This window comes from Kitasatospora sp. NPDC059146, from assembly GCF_042786665.1.
In the GTDB taxonomy this organism is placed as follows: Bacteria; Actinomycetota; Actinomycetes; order Streptomycetales; family Streptomycetaceae; genus Kitasatospora.
This window is the reverse complement of record NZ_JBHZCY010000071.1, coordinates 15,541-33,575: the sequence shown is the minus strand read 5'-3', so window position 1 is coordinate 33,575 and position 18,035 is coordinate 15,541. Positions and strand designations below refer to the sequence as shown.

Sequence of the window (18,035 nt, the reverse complement as noted above, 5' to 3'; positions counted from 1 at the left end):
CCAGGTACCGGTGGCGTAGTTGCCGTCAGCGGTGTAGACGGTGTTGTCGGAGCCGATGACGAACAGGTGCACAGTGCTGCCGACCGCCGTGGCGGTGATCTGCTTGATACCGGAGTTGCCGGGCACCTGCTGGAAGGCGCTCCAGGTACCGGTGGCGTAGTTGCCGTCAGCGGTGTAGACGGTGTTGTCGGAGCCGATGACGAACAGGTGCACAGTGCTGCCGACCGCCGTGGCGGAGACCTGCTTGATAGCGGAGTTGCCGGGCACCTGCTGGAAGGCGCTCCAGGCGCCGGCCGCGAAGTCGGCGTTGGCGTTGAAGACGGTGCCGCCCGCGCCGATCGCGAAGAGGTTGGTGACGTCCTTGGCTGCGGGGGCCGGGGCGGGGGCGGGCGCCGGGGCGTTGTCGGTCCCGCCGATGGGGGAGACGTAGCCGCTGATCGACTGGCCCATGTAAGAGCTGTAGCCGAGTGCCGAGCTGTACGGTCCGTCAACCCGGACGTGCGAGGTCGCGGCCCAGTTGCCGCGCTGACCGCCCTCGTTGCCGCCGATGGACTTGATGGTGCCGTTGCCGACCTCCGTGACGATGGCGACGTGGTCGGCGTAGCCGGCGCCGTCGTAGTTGAACACGACCGCGTCGCCGACGTGCGGGGTGCTGTGGAGGCCGCCGTTGTACTGTCCGAAGCTGCCGGCCCTCGGGTCAAGGCCCGAGACGTTGGCCCCTGCCTGTGCCCAGACCCACTTGGCGAAGTCCGCGCACCAGTTCTCGGGGCCGCCGGTGCAGCTGGAGTTGAAGCCGGTGGTGCCGGCGCTGTTGGTCGAGCAGGCCATCTTGTAGTTGTTGGCCTGGGCGATGCTCACGATGTTCGAGCCGACGCTGGCGTGGGCGGACGAGGCGCCGAAGGCCAGGCTGACCGGCACGATCGCGGTGGCGAGGGCGAGAGCGGCAGCGCGACGGGAGATGGGCGTAGACATGGCGGGTACTCCTGGGTGAGAGATGGCGGGTTGAACGGTCGGTGGTGCTCCGGCGGGCACGGCGGTGCCATGGCCGACGGAGCCAGGAAGTTCGGTGAGCGTCGTCGCGGGCCGTACGGCGCGGCGGCGGCAGCGGAGCAGGGGCCTTGGACGGGTGAGCGGCGCTCACCTGCGGCTCCGGGAGGTCAGGCAGTGCACTTGGCCGGTGCGGGCCGTCACGTGACGGCCGGGGGCGTGGTGCGGTCAGTGCGGGGCAGGAGGTCTGCAGCCCGTGGGTGTGGCGGATGCCGTCGGCGCGGCCGTCACCGGGCGGTGTGGTCCGTGGCTCGCGGGGGCTCCGGGGGCAGGTAGCGCTGTAGGAGCGTCGGTGAGGTGCGGTGGCTGCGGGCGATCAGGCCGTACGCGCGGACGGCGGCGGGGTCGAGCTGGCCGGGCGGGTCGGAAGGGCCGCGGCTGAGTAGGTAGAGCAGGAGGTCGATGCGGTCGTCGGCGGGCTGTGCGCTGGCGTGTTGGAGTCCGTCGGCGGGCTCGGCGTGCGCCCAGAGGGCGTCGACGGCTTCGGCTGCCTCGGCTGCTCCGGTCGCCCCGGCCACCGCAGCGGGCTGTCGGCGTTTCAGGCTGGCGTAGACGATGTCCATCCGGCGGGTTCAGCCGCCCCAGCCGATGCTGTCGGTGGAGGCGGGCGCGGCGGTGGGGGTGCCGCCCCAGCCGATGCTGTCGGAGCCGGTGGCCGTGGTCGTGGTCGTGACGGTGGTGGCCGGGTCGGCGGCGGCGAAGGCGGCCGGGGCGGCCAGGAGGGCGGTGAGCGAGACGGCGGCGACCGCGGCGGCCTGGGCGATACGGGTACGGATCATGACGGGGCCCTTCTGGGATGGACGGGAGAGGTGTGCCGATCCGTTGGGGCGTCCCGCGGTTGACGCCCTGTCCGGCTGCCGCCCCGGATCGTTCCCTGTCGGGCCTTCCTGGCGGCGATCACTACTCTCGTCGCTCGCCCGTGGCGCCGGAAGGGCTTCCCGCTGGCGCCCAGTCGCCTGGCGGACTCCCGACATCATGACGAGACCATGCCAAGTTTTCTTGGCTTTGCATGCTCAGATATGAGCACGCAGTATCAAGGAGCCTTCTCAAGAACCCGCAAATCCCACCGAACGCCTCGATTCGAGCCTTGAACGGGCCGTCGCGCCTCTGTTTGGATGCGCCTGGCCGCCCGCCCGGGAGGCGGCCGACGAGTGCCGGGGGGCGCGACATGCTGGAAGTACTGGGCCTGACCGCCGGAGCCACCACCGTGTACCAGGCGATGCTCGACCACCCCACCCACGGCGTGGACGAGATCGCCGCCGGCTGCGGCCTGAGCCCCGTCGAGGTGCACGAGCACCTCGAGGAGCTCAGCCGCCTCACCCTCGTACGGGCCTCCGCGCAGCGCCCCGGCGAGCTGCGCGCGGTCAGCCCCGACATCGGCCTGGCCGACATCCTCGCCATCCAGGAAGCCGAACTCGCCTCCCGGCAGGCCGCGTTGGCGGCCTCCAGGGCGGCCGTCACCCGCATGGTCGCCGACCGCGCCGAACACCGCACCGCCCACGGCGAACGCCTGCTGGGCATGGACGCCATCCACGCCAGACTCGAACGGATGGGCCGCAGCGCCACCACCGAGGCACTCGGCAGCCAGCCCGGCGACCAGCTGCCCCACGACCTCGCCGCCAGCCGCGTCACCGACTCCGAGGCCCTCGCGCGCGGCATCGCGATCCGCACCCTCTACCAGGAGTCCACGCGCAGCCAGCCGCACGTGGCCACCTACGCCCACTGGCTGCTCAGCCAGGGCGGCGAGGTCCGCACCGCCGCCACCATCCCACCGCGCATGGTCATCATCGACCGCAGCCAGGCGCTCATCCCGGTCGACCCCGCGGACAACCGCAAGGGCGCCCTGTACGTGACCGAGCCCGGCATCCTCTCCGCGCTGCTCGACCTCTTCGAGCAGACCTGGCACACCGCCGTCCCGCTCGGCGCCACCCACCCCGACGACCCCCGCACCGGGCTCACCCCCACCGAACGCGAACTGCTGCGCCTGCTCGGCTCCGGCCTCACCGACGACACCGCCGGCCAGCGCCTCGGCATCTCCACCCGCACCGTCAGCCGCCACATGTCCTCGATCATGGAGCGCCTCAACGCCGGCAGCCGTTTCGAAGCCGGCATCAAAGCCGCCCACCGCGGCTGGCTCTGACACCCCGGGGGAATGCCACGGCCTGAGATCAGTGGCGCACCACATGGCCCCCTGCGGTATTTCGCCGAAGGAATGCACCCTGCGGAATTTCCGAAAACCAACGAAAGAGGAACTCATGACAGTCAAGCGGATCGGTTTTGTCATGGCGGCTCTCGTCGCATCTGCCGCATTTCTTCCCGTGACCGGCGCGTCGGCCACGGGCGTCTCCATTCGAGACGTCGTCAACCCGCCCGGCCACTACGGGCTGTGCAACCAGAACAGCAACAAGTGCCTGGCCGTCCTGGCGAGCGGCGCCTACGGCTCACGGGCAACCCAGACCACCTGGGGGAACTTCCAAGACCAGAGCTGGCACCTCAATGACTCGGGTGCCCTCACCGAGATCAGGAACGACTACAGCGGCCAGTGCCTCACCGCCCAGGGGTACGACGACGGCGCCCCCGTCTACCAGTACACCTGCACGGGGCTGGACGACCAGAAGTGGTACGCCCACAGGCTCAGCGCCAACTCCACGTGGTGGGTCAACTACCACAGCAAGAAGTGCCTCCTGGTCCAGGGAACGGAAGAAGGAAACCCCGCCAAGCAGACCACCTGCGGCTACTTCCAGGACCAGTACTGGGACATCTGATCCACCCGGACCAGCGACAACGGTGATACGGCAAAAGATTTCTGCCTGAATCACCGCAGACGGCCTGCAGTCTGTCGAGCGCGGCAGGACGCCGCGCTCGACGGTCCGTACGATCTGCGGCTACGCGTCGCCGGGCCCGGCCAGGGCCCGGCGGCGGTGCTCACGCGGCGAGAGCCCGTAGGCGGTCCTGAAGGCCCGGCTGAACTCGGCAGCCCGCGGGATGCCGCAGCGGGTGGCAACGGCGTGCACCGGTACGGTGCGCAGCGCGGGGTCGGCCAGTTCGCGGTGGGCCTTCCTCAGTCGTTGGGCGCGGATCGCCGCGGCGAGGGTCTCGCCGTGCGACTCGCGGGTGAAGACGCGGTGCAGGTGGCTGACGGAGATGTGGTGGGCGGCGGCGATCACGGCCGGGGTCAGGCCGGGGTCGTGGAGGTTGTGCCGGATGAACCTGCGGACGTTCTCCATCAGGGCCCGCGACCGGACCTCCTGCGGCAGTACGGCGACGGCGTCGAGTTCCCGGGCGACCCAGGCCGCCGTCAGGTCGACGACGGCCTCCCCGAGCCGGGAGGCCTCCGGAGGCCCCAACGTCAGGGCCTGACGCTCCAGCCCCAGCATGAACTGCGTGAGCAGCGCGCCCGAACCCTCACTCGCGGAGAACCTCCGGCCCAGCAGATCACGCACCAGAGGACCGGGCACCGGCAACAGAGACCGAGGAATGTCGATACCGATGGCGGTGACTTTCAGGCCTGCCCCGTCAGAGGTCCGGTCCCCGAGCATCCGCACGTCGTGCGGGGTAGAGCTGTCGATGAGGGCGAGGTCCCCGACGTGGAACGTCTCCACCTGGTCACGTCCGCGCCTGAGCCCGTGGCTCCCGGAGACGAGCAGGGTCAGGTGGTACAACTCCTGGTCCGAACGCCGGATCATCTGCCCGGTGCGCCGGAACCGCGCCGACGGGAACGACGACCCCATCAGCACCACTGGCCCCAGCTCCGCGCACCGCAAGTCCGCCTCGAAGCTGTCCGCCTGAGCACTGGTCGTCTCACACTCCCGCGACTTCGCCAGCACGTCCCGCCAGTACTCAAAACGGTCCTTCGCCGACAAACCCTTGTCCCACGGTTCTCCCCCGCCCCCCACCGACAACTCCACTCTCCCCGGAAACCACCCCTGCCGGACCCGGCAGGACTTCCCCCGACAACATCATCGACCACCCGACCGCCACGTACACATCCGAAGGAGGCTTCCGGAGCCGGTCCCTACGCCTCATGCGACGCGGGAGGCCACCGCACCCAAGGATTCACATGGAAGCATCCATCGCGCCGCTCTTTCGTTCACGATGGAGCCCCTATGGTCGGGGAGATGGGTCAGCCGGTGACGGTCTCGGCGTGCGGGTGAGTGCGTCCAGGAGCGCGGCCTGGTGGTCGGTCAGCTTGCCCTCGGTGCGGGCCTTGTCCTGCTTGCGCAGCCAGGTGCCGGGCCGGAAGGTGGGGTCGTCGCCGAGGCCGGTGCGGTTGGCGGGGCCGTCGAGGGTGGCGCCAGCGGCGAGGTGGACGAGCAGGCGGCGGTACGACCTGTTCCAGTCCGGCTCCAGGCGCCACAGCTCGTCCAGGCCGTCGAGCTCGGCGGCCTGGACGGAGGCGAGGCCCGCGGCCTTGCGCTGGCGGCGCATCCAGGCGCCGACCGCGTAGTCGTCCAGCTTCGCGGTCGCCGGGATCGCGAGGTGGCCGTGCCGGCCGGCCCAGGCGCGGGCGTAGGCGTGGCCGCGCTCCCAGGCGTTGGCGTGCTTGGACCAGATCATCCCCAACGCCGGGCAGCCCGCGGCCGGCTACTCCATCGCCTCGCGTTCCCGGTTCAGTGCCAGGCGGTACAGGACCAGCTGCCACCCACGCCGTCGTACTGCTCCACGCAGACCCGGTAGGCGTTGCTGGTACCGACCATCGGGGTGTACGCCTGGAAGTCGGGGGAGGCGTTCTCGATGTAGGACTTCCCGTCCTTGATCTCGATCTTGAAGCGCCAGTTGCCGTTGGCCTTCTCGATGCGGGCCCACGCCGCGCTGCAGCTGGGGGACATGCGCAGTTCGGCGGTGGGGCCGCCGCCGGCGGGGGTGACAGCGGCCGGGGGGTTGAAGCTCTTCGCGTCATCACCGCAGCCCGTCGACTTCGGGTTCTTGCCCGTGCAGGCGTCCCCCCGACACGTCGCGGCTTCGGCGGTGCCCGCGGCGGGCAGCAAGGCCGTCAGGGCCAGCACCGCGGCCACGGTCCCCAGCACCTTCTTGGTGGTCATGCGCCTCTCCTCTCCTCGGCGGGCCCCACTCGGCAGGCGAGCCCGGCGCCTTTGCCCGGTTGTTCCGGTCTCCGGCAACCTTCCCTTCGTGCACGCAGTTCACCGGGGGCGCGCGAAGCACACCAAGGAGCCCGCCTCCACCCCTTCCTCCCACTGGGCGTACCAGGAGACCTTGGGCGGCTGGGTGGCGGGGATCGTCACTCGTCTCCTCCGGGAAGTGGGCCGGCCCGGCCCGGGCCGGGCCGGGCCGGGCCGGCGGGGGCGTTCAGTGCGGGTCAGCCCGTGACGGTCTCGGCGTGCCGGGTGAGCGCGTCCAGGAGCGCGGTCTGCTGCCCGGTCAGCTTGCCGTCGGTGCGGGCCGTCGCCTGCTTGCGCAGCCACGTGCCGGGGCGGAACGCCGGATCGCCTCCAAGGCCGGTACGGTTCGCCGGGCCGCCAAGGGTGCCGCCGGCCTCCAGGTAGGCGAGCAGGCGGCGGTAGGAGCGGTTCCAGTCCGGCTCCAGGCGCCACAGCTCGTCCAGCCCGTCGAGCGCGCCGCTCTGGTCGGGGGTGAGATTGTCGGCCCTGCGCTGGCGGCGCATCCAGGCGCCGACCGCATAGCCGTCCAGCTTCTCCGTCGCCGGGATCGCGAGGTGGCCGTGGCGGGCGGCCCAGGCACGGGCGTAGGCGTGGCCGCGCTCCCAGGCGTTCGCGTGCTTCGACCAGATCATCCCCAGCGCCTCCAACTCGGAGACCCGGGCCGCGTCCAGGAGGTGCTGGCCGTTCAGGTGGCGCTGCCGGTCCAGCCAGGAGACCAACCCCGCGTGGGTGGTCTTGTCGGTGGGGTCGAGGTGGCCGTGCTCCAGGTGGAAGGCGGTGGCGACGGCGTGCATGCGCTGCCACTCCACCGCCCGCGGGTTGAACGCCCGCAGCTTGACGGTCTGGAGGATCGCCCCGGCGTGCCGGCGGGCGTCGATCCGCAGCCAGTCCACCACCGACCCCTGCTCCACCGCCGGCTGCCCGCCCTCCCCCGGCCCGGCGGCACCCTCGGCGGAGGCCTCGGCCGCGGTGGTGAGCTCGGGCTGGGCGCGGTGGGCGCGCAGCTCGGTGATCCGGCCCACCACCCGGGCGTCGTGCGCCGCCAAAGCGCGCAGGACCCGCCAGATCGTCCGGAACGAGGAGGCCTCGATCCCGGCGTCGGCCTCGGCCTTCACCGCCTCCCCGGCGTCGCGGACCTCGGCCGGGTCCGCGGCCGCCGTGTCGTCCCCGACCTCCGGCGTCGGCAGGTAGACCGGGATGACGATCCAGGAGACCTTGCCCTGCCGGTAGGACTGACGCAGCGCCCGGCCCACCGCCTGGACGATGTCGATCACCGAGGACTTGGGGTCGGCGAAGACGACCGCGTCGACGGCGGCCACGTCGATCCCCTCCGTCAGCAGCCGGGCGTTGCAGATGACGCAGCACTGCTCGCCGTCCTCACCGGTGGAGGCCTTGAACGTGGCGAAGGCGGCCCGGCGGTCCTTGAGCCGGTCGGTACCGGCGACGGCGAGGGCGGTCACCCGCTCGGGCCGGTCGGCGTCCTTGAGCAGGCCGGCGGCCGCGGGCAGGGTGTCGGCGAACTCCCGCGCCCCGGACACCCGGGAATGGAAGGTGATGACGCGGCGCAGTTCCAGGTCGGCGACCGCGCGCAGCACCGCGATCTGGAGGGCGAGGCGCAGGAGTTCCTCGTTGGTGCGCTGGAAGCGCAGGTCGGCGACGGCGGGGAGGTTGAGGAGGTCGCGCAGGTCCTCGTCGGTGACGACGGGGACCAGGACGCGGTAGTCGGCGAGGTAGCCGTGCTCGATGCCCTGCCCCAGCGTCCAGGCGAACACGGTGGGGCCGAAGACGGTGTCGTCGTCCATCGAGCACAACACGGGCAGCACCTCGGCGTCGTCCGCGGACGCGGTGTCGGTCGTGAGGTCGGCCAGGCCGTCCCGCGCAGTGCGGTCGTCCGCGATCCGCGGCGTCGCCGTGAAGTAGAGCCGGCGGGCGGCCGGGACTCGGTCGTCGTCGTGGACGGCGGCCCAGGCCTTGCCCTCGGAACCGGCGGTGCGGTGCGCCTCGTCCACCACCACCAGATCCCACGCCGGAAGCCGGAACTGCCGGTGGGCCTGGACGATCCGCTCCAGCAAGGCGTAGGTCGCGTAGACGGTGACCGGCCGGCCGTCGGGGGCGCCCTCGACCAGGTCGGTGATCCGCGCGGCCTGCGTGGTCACCTGGGCCTGGATCCGCCCGCCGGCCTCCGCGCTCTCCAACGCCTCCTCCCGCGAACACGCCGCCACCGCCAACCCCCGACGCCACGACCGGTGCGCAGCCCGACCCCGACGGCAACAACGCGGCCACCGCGGCGCAGCAGACGGCCACGACCACCGGAGCCCAGCTCACCATCGTCTTCGACGACGGCACGCCCGCCGCCACCACCCGGAAGGCACCCAGCTCCAGCACCTCCACGGGATGACCCCCGACGGCGGCGACGGCGACGGCGACGGCAGCAGGGCCAGGACACCGAAGGCGCCGACCACCAGCACAGCGGCCAGCGCCTTCCCCGTACCCCCGGCCCGCCAGGGAAACCCCCACCCCCGCGGGCCGGGCACGACGGCGGACCGGGACCGGCGCCCGCTCGGGGGCCCGGACGAGGATCGGTCCCCTCAGTGTGTACGGGCCGGCACAGCGGGGCTTCCCGGGCCGGGCCGAGGCGGTGTCAGGAAGTATCGCCCGCCCAGCCCCGGCGACGCGGGTCAGCCGGCCGGCCCCGCGCGCCATCCTGCGGGGCGTGCTGCACGTCCTGGACGCGCTCCACCCCGGGTTCGGGTTCCTGCGCCCAGTCGTCCACGCCGGGCACCAGACCTGGGCGGACAGCATCTCCCGGACGGTGGTCGTCCAGCGCTCCCTCATCGAGGCGATCGCGCAGGACCGGTAGGTCACCACGGGCCGCGGCCCCGCGGCCGGGTCGTCCGGACAGCCCAGGAGCGATTGCGGGCCCGCCGGACGGGCGGAGAGTGGGTGGTGCCGTGCCGGCCGTCGACCGCGGGCGGCCCGATCGACCCCGGATTGGTGTTGAACACATGCCCATGCCCATGGCGGGCCGCCTCGCCGCCACCGCGCTCTCCCTGGCGGGCCTCGTCGCGGCCGCGCCCCCGGCCCAGGCCAACGTCCTGGACGGCACCCCGAACTGCGAGCGGCTCGGGCCGGGCTCCTACCCGGACCCCTCCGACCCCACCCAGTACTACGTGTGCGGGCCCGTCACGAGAGGCCAGCTGGCCACCGTCCACTACCAGTGTCAGCCGCGCCACGTGTTCAACGAAGCCGTCGGCAAATGCGAGCAGGGAACGCCCGCGCAGGAGGACCTCTGGGCCGCCGAAGACGTGTACTACGGCACGCTGGACGAACTCTGACGCCACCCCGCCGGGCCCACCACCTCGGCACCGGGGACCGGTTCAGCGGGCTGGGGTGTCCGCGGTACGTCGACTGAGGCCGAACCATCGCCGAAACGGCCCGAACCTCCCTCGCCGGACCCGCGCACCGCGCCTACCCTCCTCCATGCAGGGAAACGGACCCCGCCGTCCAACCCGTAAGGAGCCCGCCATGGGCACGAAGCACACTGCGGCCACCCTGACCACCGCCGTCCTGATCGCAGCCGCCACCGCCCTCCCCGCCTCCGCCGCCACCCTCGGCCCGCCCGCCACCGCAGACCGCGCCACCACGACGGGCGGGTTCACCTGCAACCGCACCAGCAACGGCGAGGAATGCGACGGCACCGTGCAGGTTGGCACCCAGGCCGGCGGCCAGGTGAGCGCAGCTGCACAGGTCGCCATCGACAGCATCTCGGCAATCAGCCCGACCAACGAGGCCGCCCTGGAGGCCAAGCTGAACACCGCCGCCGCCCTCATGGCCCAGCAGCCCGCCGCCGTCCAGCAAGCCGGCCTCGCCTCCACCACCGTCGAGACCTACGTCCTCGACTTCCTCATCCCCCTCGACCCCACCCAGGTCCAGGCCACCATCCAATAACCCTCCCCGCCGTCGCGGCCCCGGACCGTGATGCGGCGACGGAGCGCCCCGGGCCGATATAGGGGCGGAGCCGGGGCGGGCGGGCGAGCGGCCGTCGTGTGGTGTGCCGGCTACCAGGCGATGACCACCAGGCCGTTGCCGCCCGTGCCGCCACGTTCTCCTCCATGGCCGGGGTTACCGGGCTTGGCTCCGACGTGCGTCAGGAGGCCGCCGTGGCCGCCGGACGCCGCCTCACCGCCCGCACCGATGGCCACGGGGACGGTGTAGGTGGTGCCGTCGGGCAGCGTGACGGTCCTGTCGCCGCCTCCGGCCGCGCCCGGTCCGCCGCCGCCGGGCATGCCCCCATTCCCGTTGTTCACCCTGACACCCGCCCCGCCTCCGCCGTCACCCGCATTCCCGGGCGTGCCGGCCCGCCCCTCAACGGCCTTCCCGCAGCTCTTCCCCTCGGTGAGGACGAGACCCCCGCCACCCCCAGTACCCCGGGCACCACCGGCCCCGCCTGCCGCGCCCGGACCGGAGACCCCGCCGTCCTCGCTCCCACCGTGGCCCCCCGCCCCGCCGCCGCCACCGCCACCGGGACCACCCGATCCGGCGCTCACGACCGGCGTGAAGTCGTCCGTGTTGGGTATCGAGTCATCGAAGGACGTGGCAGAGGCCGCTTCGGCACGTCCGCCACCGCCGCCCGTCCAGCCGGTCCTTCCGTCGCCGGCGGCGAGATTGACTCCGCCCTTTCCGCCGACCCCACCACGGCCGGACGCCCCACCCCCACCCCCGGTACCCACCGTGACGTGGAAGCGCGTGGTGGGCGAATACTCGGAGATGTCGATGGAGCATCGCAGGAAGGACCCCGACCCGCCCCCACCCCCGCCGCCCCCGCCACCCGCCCCCCACAGGTAGACGGTGACCTGCGTGACGTCCTCCGGCGGATCCCACTGGCCGGAACTGGTGAACACCTTCTTGCCATGACCGGCCGCGGCACGAGGCCGTGCCTGCGCGCTCGCCGGTGACGCCAGCACGACCGCCAGCCCCGCCGCGACCGCCAGGACCCGAGAGAGGGATCGACCCACCGCGCTCCACCGTCCTCCACACCAGGCCCCCCGGCCGGCAATCGCCGACAGTCACCATTAAGGCACCCACCGCCCCCACCCCCGACCTTCTGATACGCCACCCGGCCAACCCCGCCACCACCAAACCGGGCGGACCGCAGACCGCCACCCCCGACCCCGCGGGATATGGAATCGGCTGTACGTCAGATCGACGGGACAGGCAGCGCCGGAAACCGCAGACACGCCTGCGCCCGGCAAGCCTCGAAGGAGCGACCGTGACCAGAGTCCTGATGCGGCACGTTCAGCGCGCGACCGCATGCCTGGCAGTCACCCTCCTGGCCACCGGCACGCTGGCCGCAGCACCCGCCGCGGCCGCCCCCGGCGGCGACTCCGGGATCCTCTACAAGGCCTGCGGCGGCGCCGAACCCGACCGGTACGACGACATCCCTCTCAGGAACACGGTCTCGTACGTCAGCCTGCACTCCTACTCGCAAATGATCTTGCTGTCGTACGGCTGCTCAGCCCCCGGCGGCCCTTCCGCCGACTGATCCGAACCCCGCAACCGGCGACGGCCAACAGCAGAGCGGCCCGGCGGGCCGCCCGCACCGCCGCCAGCGCCTCGGTCGCGCGGATCGCCCGTACGGTGGGGTGACCGAGCAGACGGTGAGCCTCTACCTCACCGGTACCCGCGTCCCGAAGCCGGAGCTGCTGCCGCTCCTGGCCGCCCTCGGCGCCGCCCCCGGCTGACAGGTTCGTCCGCAACCCCTACTACCGCAACAACTTCGGCTACGACTCCAACCGCTGGGACATCTCCCCGTTCCTGCGCAACGGGGACACCGACCTCGCCGTCAAGCTCGACGCCCGTCGGCCGGGTCCTCGCCGTCCTGGCGATCGCCTTCAGCGTGGGGCTCCTGGTCGCCGTGGCGCGGTTGCGGCCCGGCGGCACGACCCCGCATGCCGCGCTGGCGCCCGTACCCAGCGCGCTCGCCTCAGTGGTCGTACTGTCTCCAGCTTCGAAATCGTCACCGGCTGGGCCAATCGGACCAGTTCCCACCCCCTGCGGCCGCCGGACGTCGTCTTCGTCGTCGACGTCCTCGCGGCGGCCTGCCTGCTCCCCTACCCCGTGGTCGCGGGTCTGCCGTACACCCTGCACAACCGCATCCTGGTGGGCCTGTTCGCCCTCCCGGTCGGCGCCGTGCCGGCACTGGCCTGGAAACTCCAGCGGTGATCGGATGACGTTCCCCCGAGGGCCGGAAGGCCGTCGGACATGACCTGATAGACCGTGAGAAGGCAGCCGAGCGTGAGGCCCGCTGTCCTGTCTGCGCCGGCTGTCCAGGAACTTCTTCCAGCCCCCGGCCGAATTCTGGCCGGGGGCTGGAGTGCGCACCTTGGTTCCGATCAGTTGCCCTCGTCGCGATCCCTTGGCGAGGGCAACTTGTCTATCAGCAGGGCATAGAGGCCACTCAGAACGAAGATGGCGGCGCACTGCGCCAAGTCGTTTCCGCTCAGCAGCTTGACAACCCCGATGAGCCCAGCCGTCCAGACGAGCGTGGCAATTATCTTGATCGCCATTGCATGCTCGCCGTTACGAGAAGGATGACAGGCAGGCTGTCGCCCCAGCGCCGACGACCTTTGCCGCGATATCCTTGGCAACATCCTTGCTGACATACTTGCCGATAACGAATGCCCCCGCTCCGCCGATCCCGGCCTTGAGAAGGCAATTCTTCACCATGTCAGTCATCTTTTTGCTTACCAGCAGCGATGCGCAGTCGTTCTCATCATGCTTCCATAGACACATTGACCGCCGCTCGCCGACCGGGTCGACCTGGGCGATGGGGGATACGTCCTTGACCTCAGTTATGACGGCTCGGCTCCCAACGGGTTGGCCTGTCGCGAACGCTGTACCCGCAGTGCCGGTCACGAGAATACCGCCGAGCAGGGCAGTAGAAATTATGCCGGATATGGCGCGCTTCATTTGCAGATTCTCCATACGCTTCGGAGGAACGGTTCCGGCCAGGACCCCATTCCTCATTGCCTGGGGTAAGACTAAGAATGGAAGATCCTTTGCGGGAAGGGATCCAGAGGTGCCCAGGGGGGTGCCCCGTGGATCGGCTGGTTCCCGGTGGGTTCTCGCAGGGAAGGGCCGCCCTGGTCGCGGAGACGACGGGACCGGTGCCGGTGGACGTCTGTCCGGCGTCCTCGGTGGTGTCGCTGGACGGCGGGATGACGTTCACGAACAACGCGGTGGGCTGTGTGGAGGAAGGCCGCGGCTCCGGCGCCCGGCACCGCGCACCACCACCACGCCCCGGCACTCCCCCACGGTGCGCCCACGGCGCCCGGCCTGGCGCGACCCCGGCCGGATGCCCGGCGCCGTCCTCGCCAACGCCGGCGCCGCACTGGCCGTCACCCTGCTGCTGGCCCTGGTCCAGCACATCGAGATCACCTGGCACTGACACCCCGACAGGGGACCGGCCCGCCGCCCGCTCGGGGGCCCGGACGGCGACCGGTCCCCCTCAGTGTCCACGGGCCAGCGCCACGGGGCGGCCAGTACCCGGCTACGCAGCTGCCGTGTCCTGGCCGCGATCCGGGCGGGTGTGGGCGAGCGCGATGATGACACGCGGGAACTGGTAGGCGACCAGGACGTCGACCGCGGCGAAGAAGCCGGTCATGTACCAGGAGAGGCGGCCCGGGTTTCCGACGGGGTAGGACACGCCCGCGAACCCGACGGCCATCACGAACAGCAGCAGGACCGTGATCAGGCGGCTTCCTGCGGTGCGGCCGCCCGAGGCGTCGATCCGGTGCAGCAACCGCGCGCAGGGGATCCCGCTCGTCGGCAGAACGATCGCGGCCAGCCAGCTGATCGGCCACGCTGTGCCGAGCGCGATCAGCCCGGCCGCCGCGCACGGCACGTTGACAGCCCACCAGAACACCACGACGGCCGACAGCACTACCCTGTGGCCGATGAACCGGGGGGCGCTCACCGACTACCTCCTGGGACAGGATCCTTGGCCAGGACGGTCCACTCGCCGCTCTCGTACACCTGCCAGTCGCTCATCAACGTCCTCCTCGCCTCTCGGGTGCATGCCAGTCTCGGGCAGGCGTCCCCGCTTGTGCGAACGAATCGGCGATCTCGTCCATGGAAGGCCCCGGTCGCCGACCGGCCGAATCCGGCCACCGCCCCGGGGGAGGTAGGGACGGTGGCCGCACTTGTACCACCGGCGATCAACCGGGCGTGACGTCAGTCGACGTTCACCCAGTACGGATCTTCCAGGGGCCAGGCCAGGATCCGGTCGTCGACGTAGAAGTCGCCGAGATCGGTGCCCGCCCCCCGGTTCTCGCCGTTCGCGATGTTGCGCACCGAAAAGTCCCATTCGATCGACGATGCGCCCTCGTAGGTGGAACTGAAGGGGTACTCGTCGCAGTCCTCGACCGAGGTGTTGTACGGCGGAAGACCGGTCGCGGCGTTGTAGTCCGGGCCCCACGGGTTGGCCCCGTCCTTCTGTCCGCATGCCGCCTTCTTCACCTGCTCGTTCGCCAGGGCGATCGCACCGCCCTTCCCTCGGCTCACCACGCGGTGCAGCGGCGCGCCCCGAGACCCGGCGGTCGGCGACCACTTGCCGGGGACCTTCTTGGGGTGGTTCTCCTTGGGGTAGGTGACGCCGTCGGTGGCCGGGGCGTTCTGCGCGTCGCGGATGTGCTGGCGGATGTTGGGACGGTTGTCGCCGTAGGTCAGCACCGGGAAGGCGTTGGTGTAGATGCAGGCGTGCGGGTAGCTCTTGTTGCGTTGCGTGAAGTAGTCCGCCGAGTCGCAGCGGATACCGATCGGGGGGCCCTCGCCGCGCTCGGTGCTCTGCTCGTATCCCGGGCTCGCGCCGTCCATGTAGAAGCGCCACTGGTGGAAGGCGACTTGGTCCTGGCCCTCGCCACCGCTGGAGGAGACGTCCCAGTAGACCCAGTCAGGGAAGTTGCTCCACTGGGCCCATTCCATCTTCGCCGGGGACCGCCCGACGCCGCACGTGGCAGTCGTGGGTTGATTGGCGTCCGGAACGCATTCGGGGGTGACTTCCAGCTTCAGGTTCGGGGCGACGGTCCGCTTCTCCAGAAAGTTCCACCCGTCGTAGTTGACCTGGCCGGTCTTGGCGCGAAAGAAGACGCGGGTGGCGCGGGTGTCGTTGTAGCCGATGGCGGCGGCCTGGAACTTGATCGTGTTGGTGCCCTTCAGGACGGGCTTGCCGTCCACCTTCTTGTAGTACCTGTTCTTGAATTCGTATTCCTGGCACCACCTGAACCGGTTGTAGACGCGACCGCCTGGGTTTTGGGCGTCCGACGAACCGAGACAGTCGTTCAACCACTCGGTTCCCGCGGGGTTGTCGGGAAAGATCGGCATCTCCGCCGTCCCCTTGCCGTTCGTGCTGCGCTGAGCAACGTCGCCGGGCTGGGCCGTGTACTCGATGCCCGGGCCCGACGCGGCAGGCTTGGGGCCTGCGGCGGCGGCCGGTGAGGAGCCCAGGGTGAGAAGGGCTGCGGTGAGGGCGAGTGCGGCTATAGCCGCCAGCAGTCGACTGACGCGTTTCAAAGGTGGTCCCCCCCTATTTTCCGGTGGCAGGTAAATCCGCTCGGGATCGAACCGGCGTAGTGCCCGTCTGAGCCGGCCATAAATTGGTCTTCCGTGGTCGTCCTTCGGCCTGTTCGGGCCTCACGCCGCCGCCCGTCCTCGCGACGGCGCCCCCGCGGTCGGCAGGATGCGCGGGCACGGCGGCCGTCACTGGGCCGCCGAAGGCGACAGCGGCTGCCGGCGTCGCCCTTGACAGGGCCCTGCACCGCCTCTTCGGTCTTCGGTCTCGTCCTTCGTGGTTGCGATGCAAACCTGATAAGGGCGGTTCGCTTTCTCCCTGTTTTCCGATTGGTTGCGTTCCGTGCCCGTGCTGGATGCGGTCGGGGATCATACGGACGCTGCCGGATCGGCTGTCGGAATCGAAGCTCCTCCTTCCAGCTCACCGCCAGCCACCCGCTGGATTCTCTTCTGTCATGCCGGCGATCGCCTGCCCCCCATGGTTCATAGGGCCGTTCCCGCCGGCGCGCAAACAGTCAAAGCGCCACGGCCGTTGAAGGCCCTAGGTTTCAGACTGCGCGAGATGGCCGAATACGTGACGGCTTGGTGGCGGCCGGCCGCGCCGGCAGACCATGAAATCCTTTCCGGCAGTCGCCGGCCGTCGAGGTGACGGCAGCGGAATCACGACCGAACAGCCAATCTGTCCGGCGGCGGTGGCGGATTGTAGCTCCGCCGATGAAATCCTGATGAACCTCGGTCAGGTCAAGAATTTCCTATAGCCGTTGAAAGGCAATGAGTTCCGCCTCGGACCGTCCGATTCCGTCATCGCCACTGCATCGCTGCCGACGCTAAATTCGCCTCACCGACCACCGCTCCCCACCACACAGCTGGCAGGGTTCCGGCCCGGGGCGTCACGGCACCCGGCCGAGGAAAGGGCATGATGAGCCACTTAGGAGCTTCCGGCCGCTGGGCCAGAGGGCTGATCGCCCTCACCACGGCCACTGCATCGACGCTCGCCGCCATGGTTGCCGTGGCCGGCCCCGCCGCCGCCCAGGACGCCACCCCCGCCGCCGGCGCCGGCGTCGTTCAGGCCGGGCAGTCCTGCACGGCGGCCGACCTGGGCAAGCGCCACCCGTTCATCAAGTCGACCGAAGTCGCCCCGACGATCACCCACTTCAAGGGCTGGTACGTCACCGCGGGCTCGACCGGCTACCAGAACGTCACCACCAGCACCCAGACCACCGTCTCGGTCTCCGTCGGCCTCAACGGCGAGATCAAGGGCGATTTCGCCGTCGAAGCCCTCGGCACCGTCGGTGCGATGCTGGGCCTGAACGTACAGGTGAACTACTCCTCCACCAGCAGCGAGTCGACCTCGGTCAGCTGGAACTTCAACGACCCCGGCTACTACGGCGTCTACAAGGGCACCAAGAAGGTCACCGGCACCTACGGAAGCCTCAACTGCAACCGCGTCCAACAGGGCGACGGCAGCTGGGCGCTGCAGTGGATCGAGGGACCGGACAGCGGCAGCTACACCACCTACACCACCCTCGAAGAGGGCGCGGTGCGCTGCGAGGACAAGGTGCCCGCCAACAGCATCATGCGCAAGGCGCAGGGTCTCCTGGACTGCGAGACCCCGCCCCGGGCCGGACACGCACCAGGGCCGGTGGCTTCCGCCAAGGCCACCGCGGCCAGGGACGCGGCAGCGAAGGGCACAGCGGGCAAGACGGCCACCTCGCGGGCCAGTGCGCCCGCCACGCGGGCCGCCCTGAACTGCCAACCTGACGTCTACAGGATCCACGTCCCCGGCAAGCCCCTGAACTGGAGTGCACCGCTCCTGGCCAACGATGGCGTCCGGCTGCGCGAATCCAACTGGACGAGCGCCCACCTGGACAACTGGCGGCTGTGCAACGTGACGGAGCGCAACGGGGTTGTCGAGGCGTCCCTGTGGAACTGGGGCAATGGCGGGTGCGCGACCATCCCGGCCAACATCGCCAACCAGGAGCAGGCCTACCTCACAACGGCCCCTTGCGGGGAGGACGACCTCCAGCGGTTCTCCATCTACCGCGACGTACCTGGCGGCTCGAAGATCGGCCTGCAGAACAAGTACACCGGCTCGATGCTGGGCCACGACCGCTACGCGGACGGGGAGTTGATCCGCCAGTACTCCAGCGGCAGGCAGGACGGTACGGGCACGTATGACCTGGTGAAGGTCTGACTCTTCCCCGCTTGACGCGGTGCCCCCGGCCCAGGCCGCCCGACTTCCCTCTCACGTGGACCGAGGTCGGACGGCCTGGGCCTACTCCACGGACATGCCGTAGGCGC

At 70.7% G+C, this 18,035-nt stretch carries 20 protein-coding genes; 8 read left to right on the top strand and 12 right to left on the bottom strand.

The features are described from left to right. The 3 genes from ACFXPX_RS27040 to ACFXPX_RS27030 all read right to left on the bottom strand — a co-directional run. Window positions 1-972: CHAP domain-containing protein (locus ACFXPX_RS27040; protein WP_380643741.1), on the bottom strand; the 972-nt coding region annotated here is incomplete at its 3' end. A gap of 302 nt (window positions 973-1,274) precedes the next feature. Beyond that, complete coding sequence (locus ACFXPX_RS27035) at window positions 1,275-1,610, bottom strand: hypothetical protein (RefSeq protein ID WP_380643739.1); 336 nt, start codon at window positions 1,608-1,610, stop codon at window positions 1,275-1,277. Window positions 1,611-1,619: 9 nt separating this feature from the next. Continuing rightward, entirely contained in the window at window positions 1,620-1,826 is a 207-nt protein-coding gene (locus tag ACFXPX_RS27030) for a hypothetical protein (protein ID WP_380402585.1), read from the bottom strand. A 389-nt stretch (window positions 1,827-2,215) separates the two neighbouring features. Between ACFXPX_RS27030 and ACFXPX_RS27025 the strand changes: the two genes are divergently transcribed. Next, on the top strand, window positions 2,216-3,187 hold the full coding sequence (locus ACFXPX_RS27025) for a LuxR C-terminal-related transcriptional regulator (protein ID WP_380643736.1): 972 nt from the start codon (window positions 2,216-2,218) through the stop codon (window positions 3,185-3,187). 178 nt (window positions 3,188-3,365) lie between these two features. Next, window positions 3,366-3,812 carry an RICIN domain-containing protein gene (locus ACFXPX_RS27020; protein ID WP_380643734.1) on the top strand — a complete coding sequence of 149 codons (447 nt, stop codon included), beginning with the start codon at window positions 3,366-3,368 and terminating at the stop codon, window positions 3,810-3,812. A 120-nt stretch (window positions 3,813-3,932) separates the two neighbouring features. On the opposite strand, the gene ACFXPX_RS27015 is transcribed toward ACFXPX_RS27020, so the two are convergent. The 4 genes from ACFXPX_RS27015 to ACFXPX_RS27000 all read right to left on the bottom strand — a co-directional run bounded on the left by ACFXPX_RS27015 (window position 3,933) and on the right by ACFXPX_RS27000 (window position 8,362). Next, window positions 3,933-4,490 carry a helix-turn-helix transcriptional regulator gene (locus ACFXPX_RS27015; RefSeq protein ID WP_380643731.1) on the bottom strand — a complete coding sequence of 186 codons (558 nt, stop codon included), beginning with the start codon at window positions 4,488-4,490 and terminating at the stop codon, window positions 3,933-3,935. 661 nt (window positions 4,491-5,151) lie between these two features. Then, window positions 5,152-5,604, bottom strand: a complete 453-nt coding sequence (locus tag ACFXPX_RS27010) for a helicase associated domain-containing protein (RefSeq protein ID WP_380643729.1) — start codon at window positions 5,602-5,604, stop codon at window positions 5,152-5,154. Window positions 5,605-5,657: 53 nt separating this feature from the next. Beyond that, window positions 5,658-6,089 (bottom strand): DUF2690 domain-containing protein, encoded by a 432-nt coding sequence (locus ACFXPX_RS27005; protein ID WP_380643727.1) that lies wholly within the window; start codon window positions 6,087-6,089, stop codon window positions 5,658-5,660. Window positions 6,090-6,364: 275 nt separating this feature from the next. After that, window positions 6,365-8,362 carry a Helicase associated domain protein gene (locus tag ACFXPX_RS27000; RefSeq protein ID WP_380643725.1) on the bottom strand — a complete coding sequence of 666 codons (1,998 nt, stop codon included), beginning with the start codon at window positions 8,360-8,362 and terminating at the stop codon, window positions 6,365-6,367. 518 nt (window positions 8,363-8,880) lie between these two features. Here ACFXPX_RS27000 and ACFXPX_RS26995 point away from each other — a divergent pair. From ACFXPX_RS26995 to ACFXPX_RS26985, 3 genes are all read left to right on the top strand, one after another. Next, entirely contained in the window at window positions 8,881-9,027 is a 147-nt protein-coding gene (locus tag ACFXPX_RS26995; RefSeq protein WP_380643722.1) for a hypothetical protein, read from the top strand. Between the two features lie 145 nt (window positions 9,028-9,172). Next, window positions 9,173-9,502, top strand: coding sequence for a carbohydrate-binding module family 14 protein (locus tag ACFXPX_RS26990; RefSeq protein WP_380643720.1), 330 nt, complete (start codon window positions 9,173-9,175; stop codon window positions 9,500-9,502). A gap of 190 nt (window positions 9,503-9,692) precedes the next feature. Next, complete coding sequence (locus ACFXPX_RS26985) at window positions 9,693-10,115, top strand: hypothetical protein (RefSeq protein WP_380643717.1); 423 nt, start codon at window positions 9,693-9,695, stop codon at window positions 10,113-10,115. Window positions 10,116-10,225: 110 nt separating this feature from the next. Here ACFXPX_RS26985 and ACFXPX_RS26980 read toward each other — a convergent pair whose 3' ends face one another. After that, window positions 10,226-10,453 carry a hypothetical protein gene (locus ACFXPX_RS26980; RefSeq protein WP_380643715.1) on the bottom strand — a complete coding sequence of 76 codons (228 nt, stop codon included), beginning with the start codon at window positions 10,451-10,453 and terminating at the stop codon, window positions 10,226-10,228. Window positions 10,454-11,436: 983 nt separating this feature from the next. On the opposite strand from ACFXPX_RS26980, the gene ACFXPX_RS26975 reads away from it, so the two are divergent. Continuing rightward, the gene (locus ACFXPX_RS26975; protein ID WP_380643713.1) at window positions 11,437-11,709 is read left to right on the top strand and encodes a hypothetical protein; all 273 of its coding nucleotides are present in this window, start codon (window positions 11,437-11,439) and stop codon (window positions 11,707-11,709) included. An 850-nt stretch (window positions 11,710-12,559) separates the two neighbouring features. Here ACFXPX_RS26975 and ACFXPX_RS26970 read toward each other — a convergent pair. Next, complete coding sequence (locus ACFXPX_RS26970) at window positions 12,560-12,733, bottom strand: hypothetical protein (protein WP_380525943.1); 174 nt, start codon at window positions 12,731-12,733, stop codon at window positions 12,560-12,562. 13 nt (window positions 12,734-12,746) lie between these two features. Continuing rightward, window positions 12,747-13,136, bottom strand: a complete 390-nt coding sequence (locus ACFXPX_RS26965) for a hypothetical protein (protein ID WP_380525944.1) — start codon at window positions 13,134-13,136, stop codon at window positions 12,747-12,749. Between the two features lie 346 nt (window positions 13,137-13,482). On the opposite strand from ACFXPX_RS26965, the gene ACFXPX_RS26960 reads away from it, so the two are divergent. Then, window positions 13,483-13,614 carry a hypothetical protein gene (locus ACFXPX_RS26960; RefSeq protein WP_380525945.1) on the top strand — a complete coding sequence of 44 codons (132 nt, stop codon included), beginning with the start codon at window positions 13,483-13,485 and terminating at the stop codon, window positions 13,612-13,614. 102 nt (window positions 13,615-13,716) lie between these two features. Here the strand turns inward: ACFXPX_RS26960 and ACFXPX_RS26955 are convergent, their stop codons facing one another. Then, a complete protein-coding gene (locus ACFXPX_RS26955; RefSeq protein ID WP_380643711.1) occupies window positions 13,717-14,142 on the bottom strand; it encodes a hypothetical protein in 426 nt (141 codons plus the stop codon). A 257-nt stretch (window positions 14,143-14,399) separates the two neighbouring features. Then, the gene (locus tag ACFXPX_RS26950; protein WP_380643708.1) at window positions 14,400-15,737 is read right to left on the bottom strand and encodes a hypothetical protein; all 1,338 of its coding nucleotides are present in this window, start codon (window positions 15,735-15,737) and stop codon (window positions 14,400-14,402) included. 916 nt (window positions 15,738-16,653) lie between these two features. On the opposite strand from ACFXPX_RS26950, the gene ACFXPX_RS26945 reads away from it, so the two are divergent. Further along, window positions 16,654-17,928: a hypothetical protein gene (locus tag ACFXPX_RS26945; protein ID WP_380526004.1), complete on the top strand. Its 1,275-nt coding sequence runs from the start codon at window positions 16,654-16,656 to the stop codon at window positions 17,926-17,928. The last annotated feature ends 107 nt before the right edge of the window (window positions 17,929-18,035 follow it).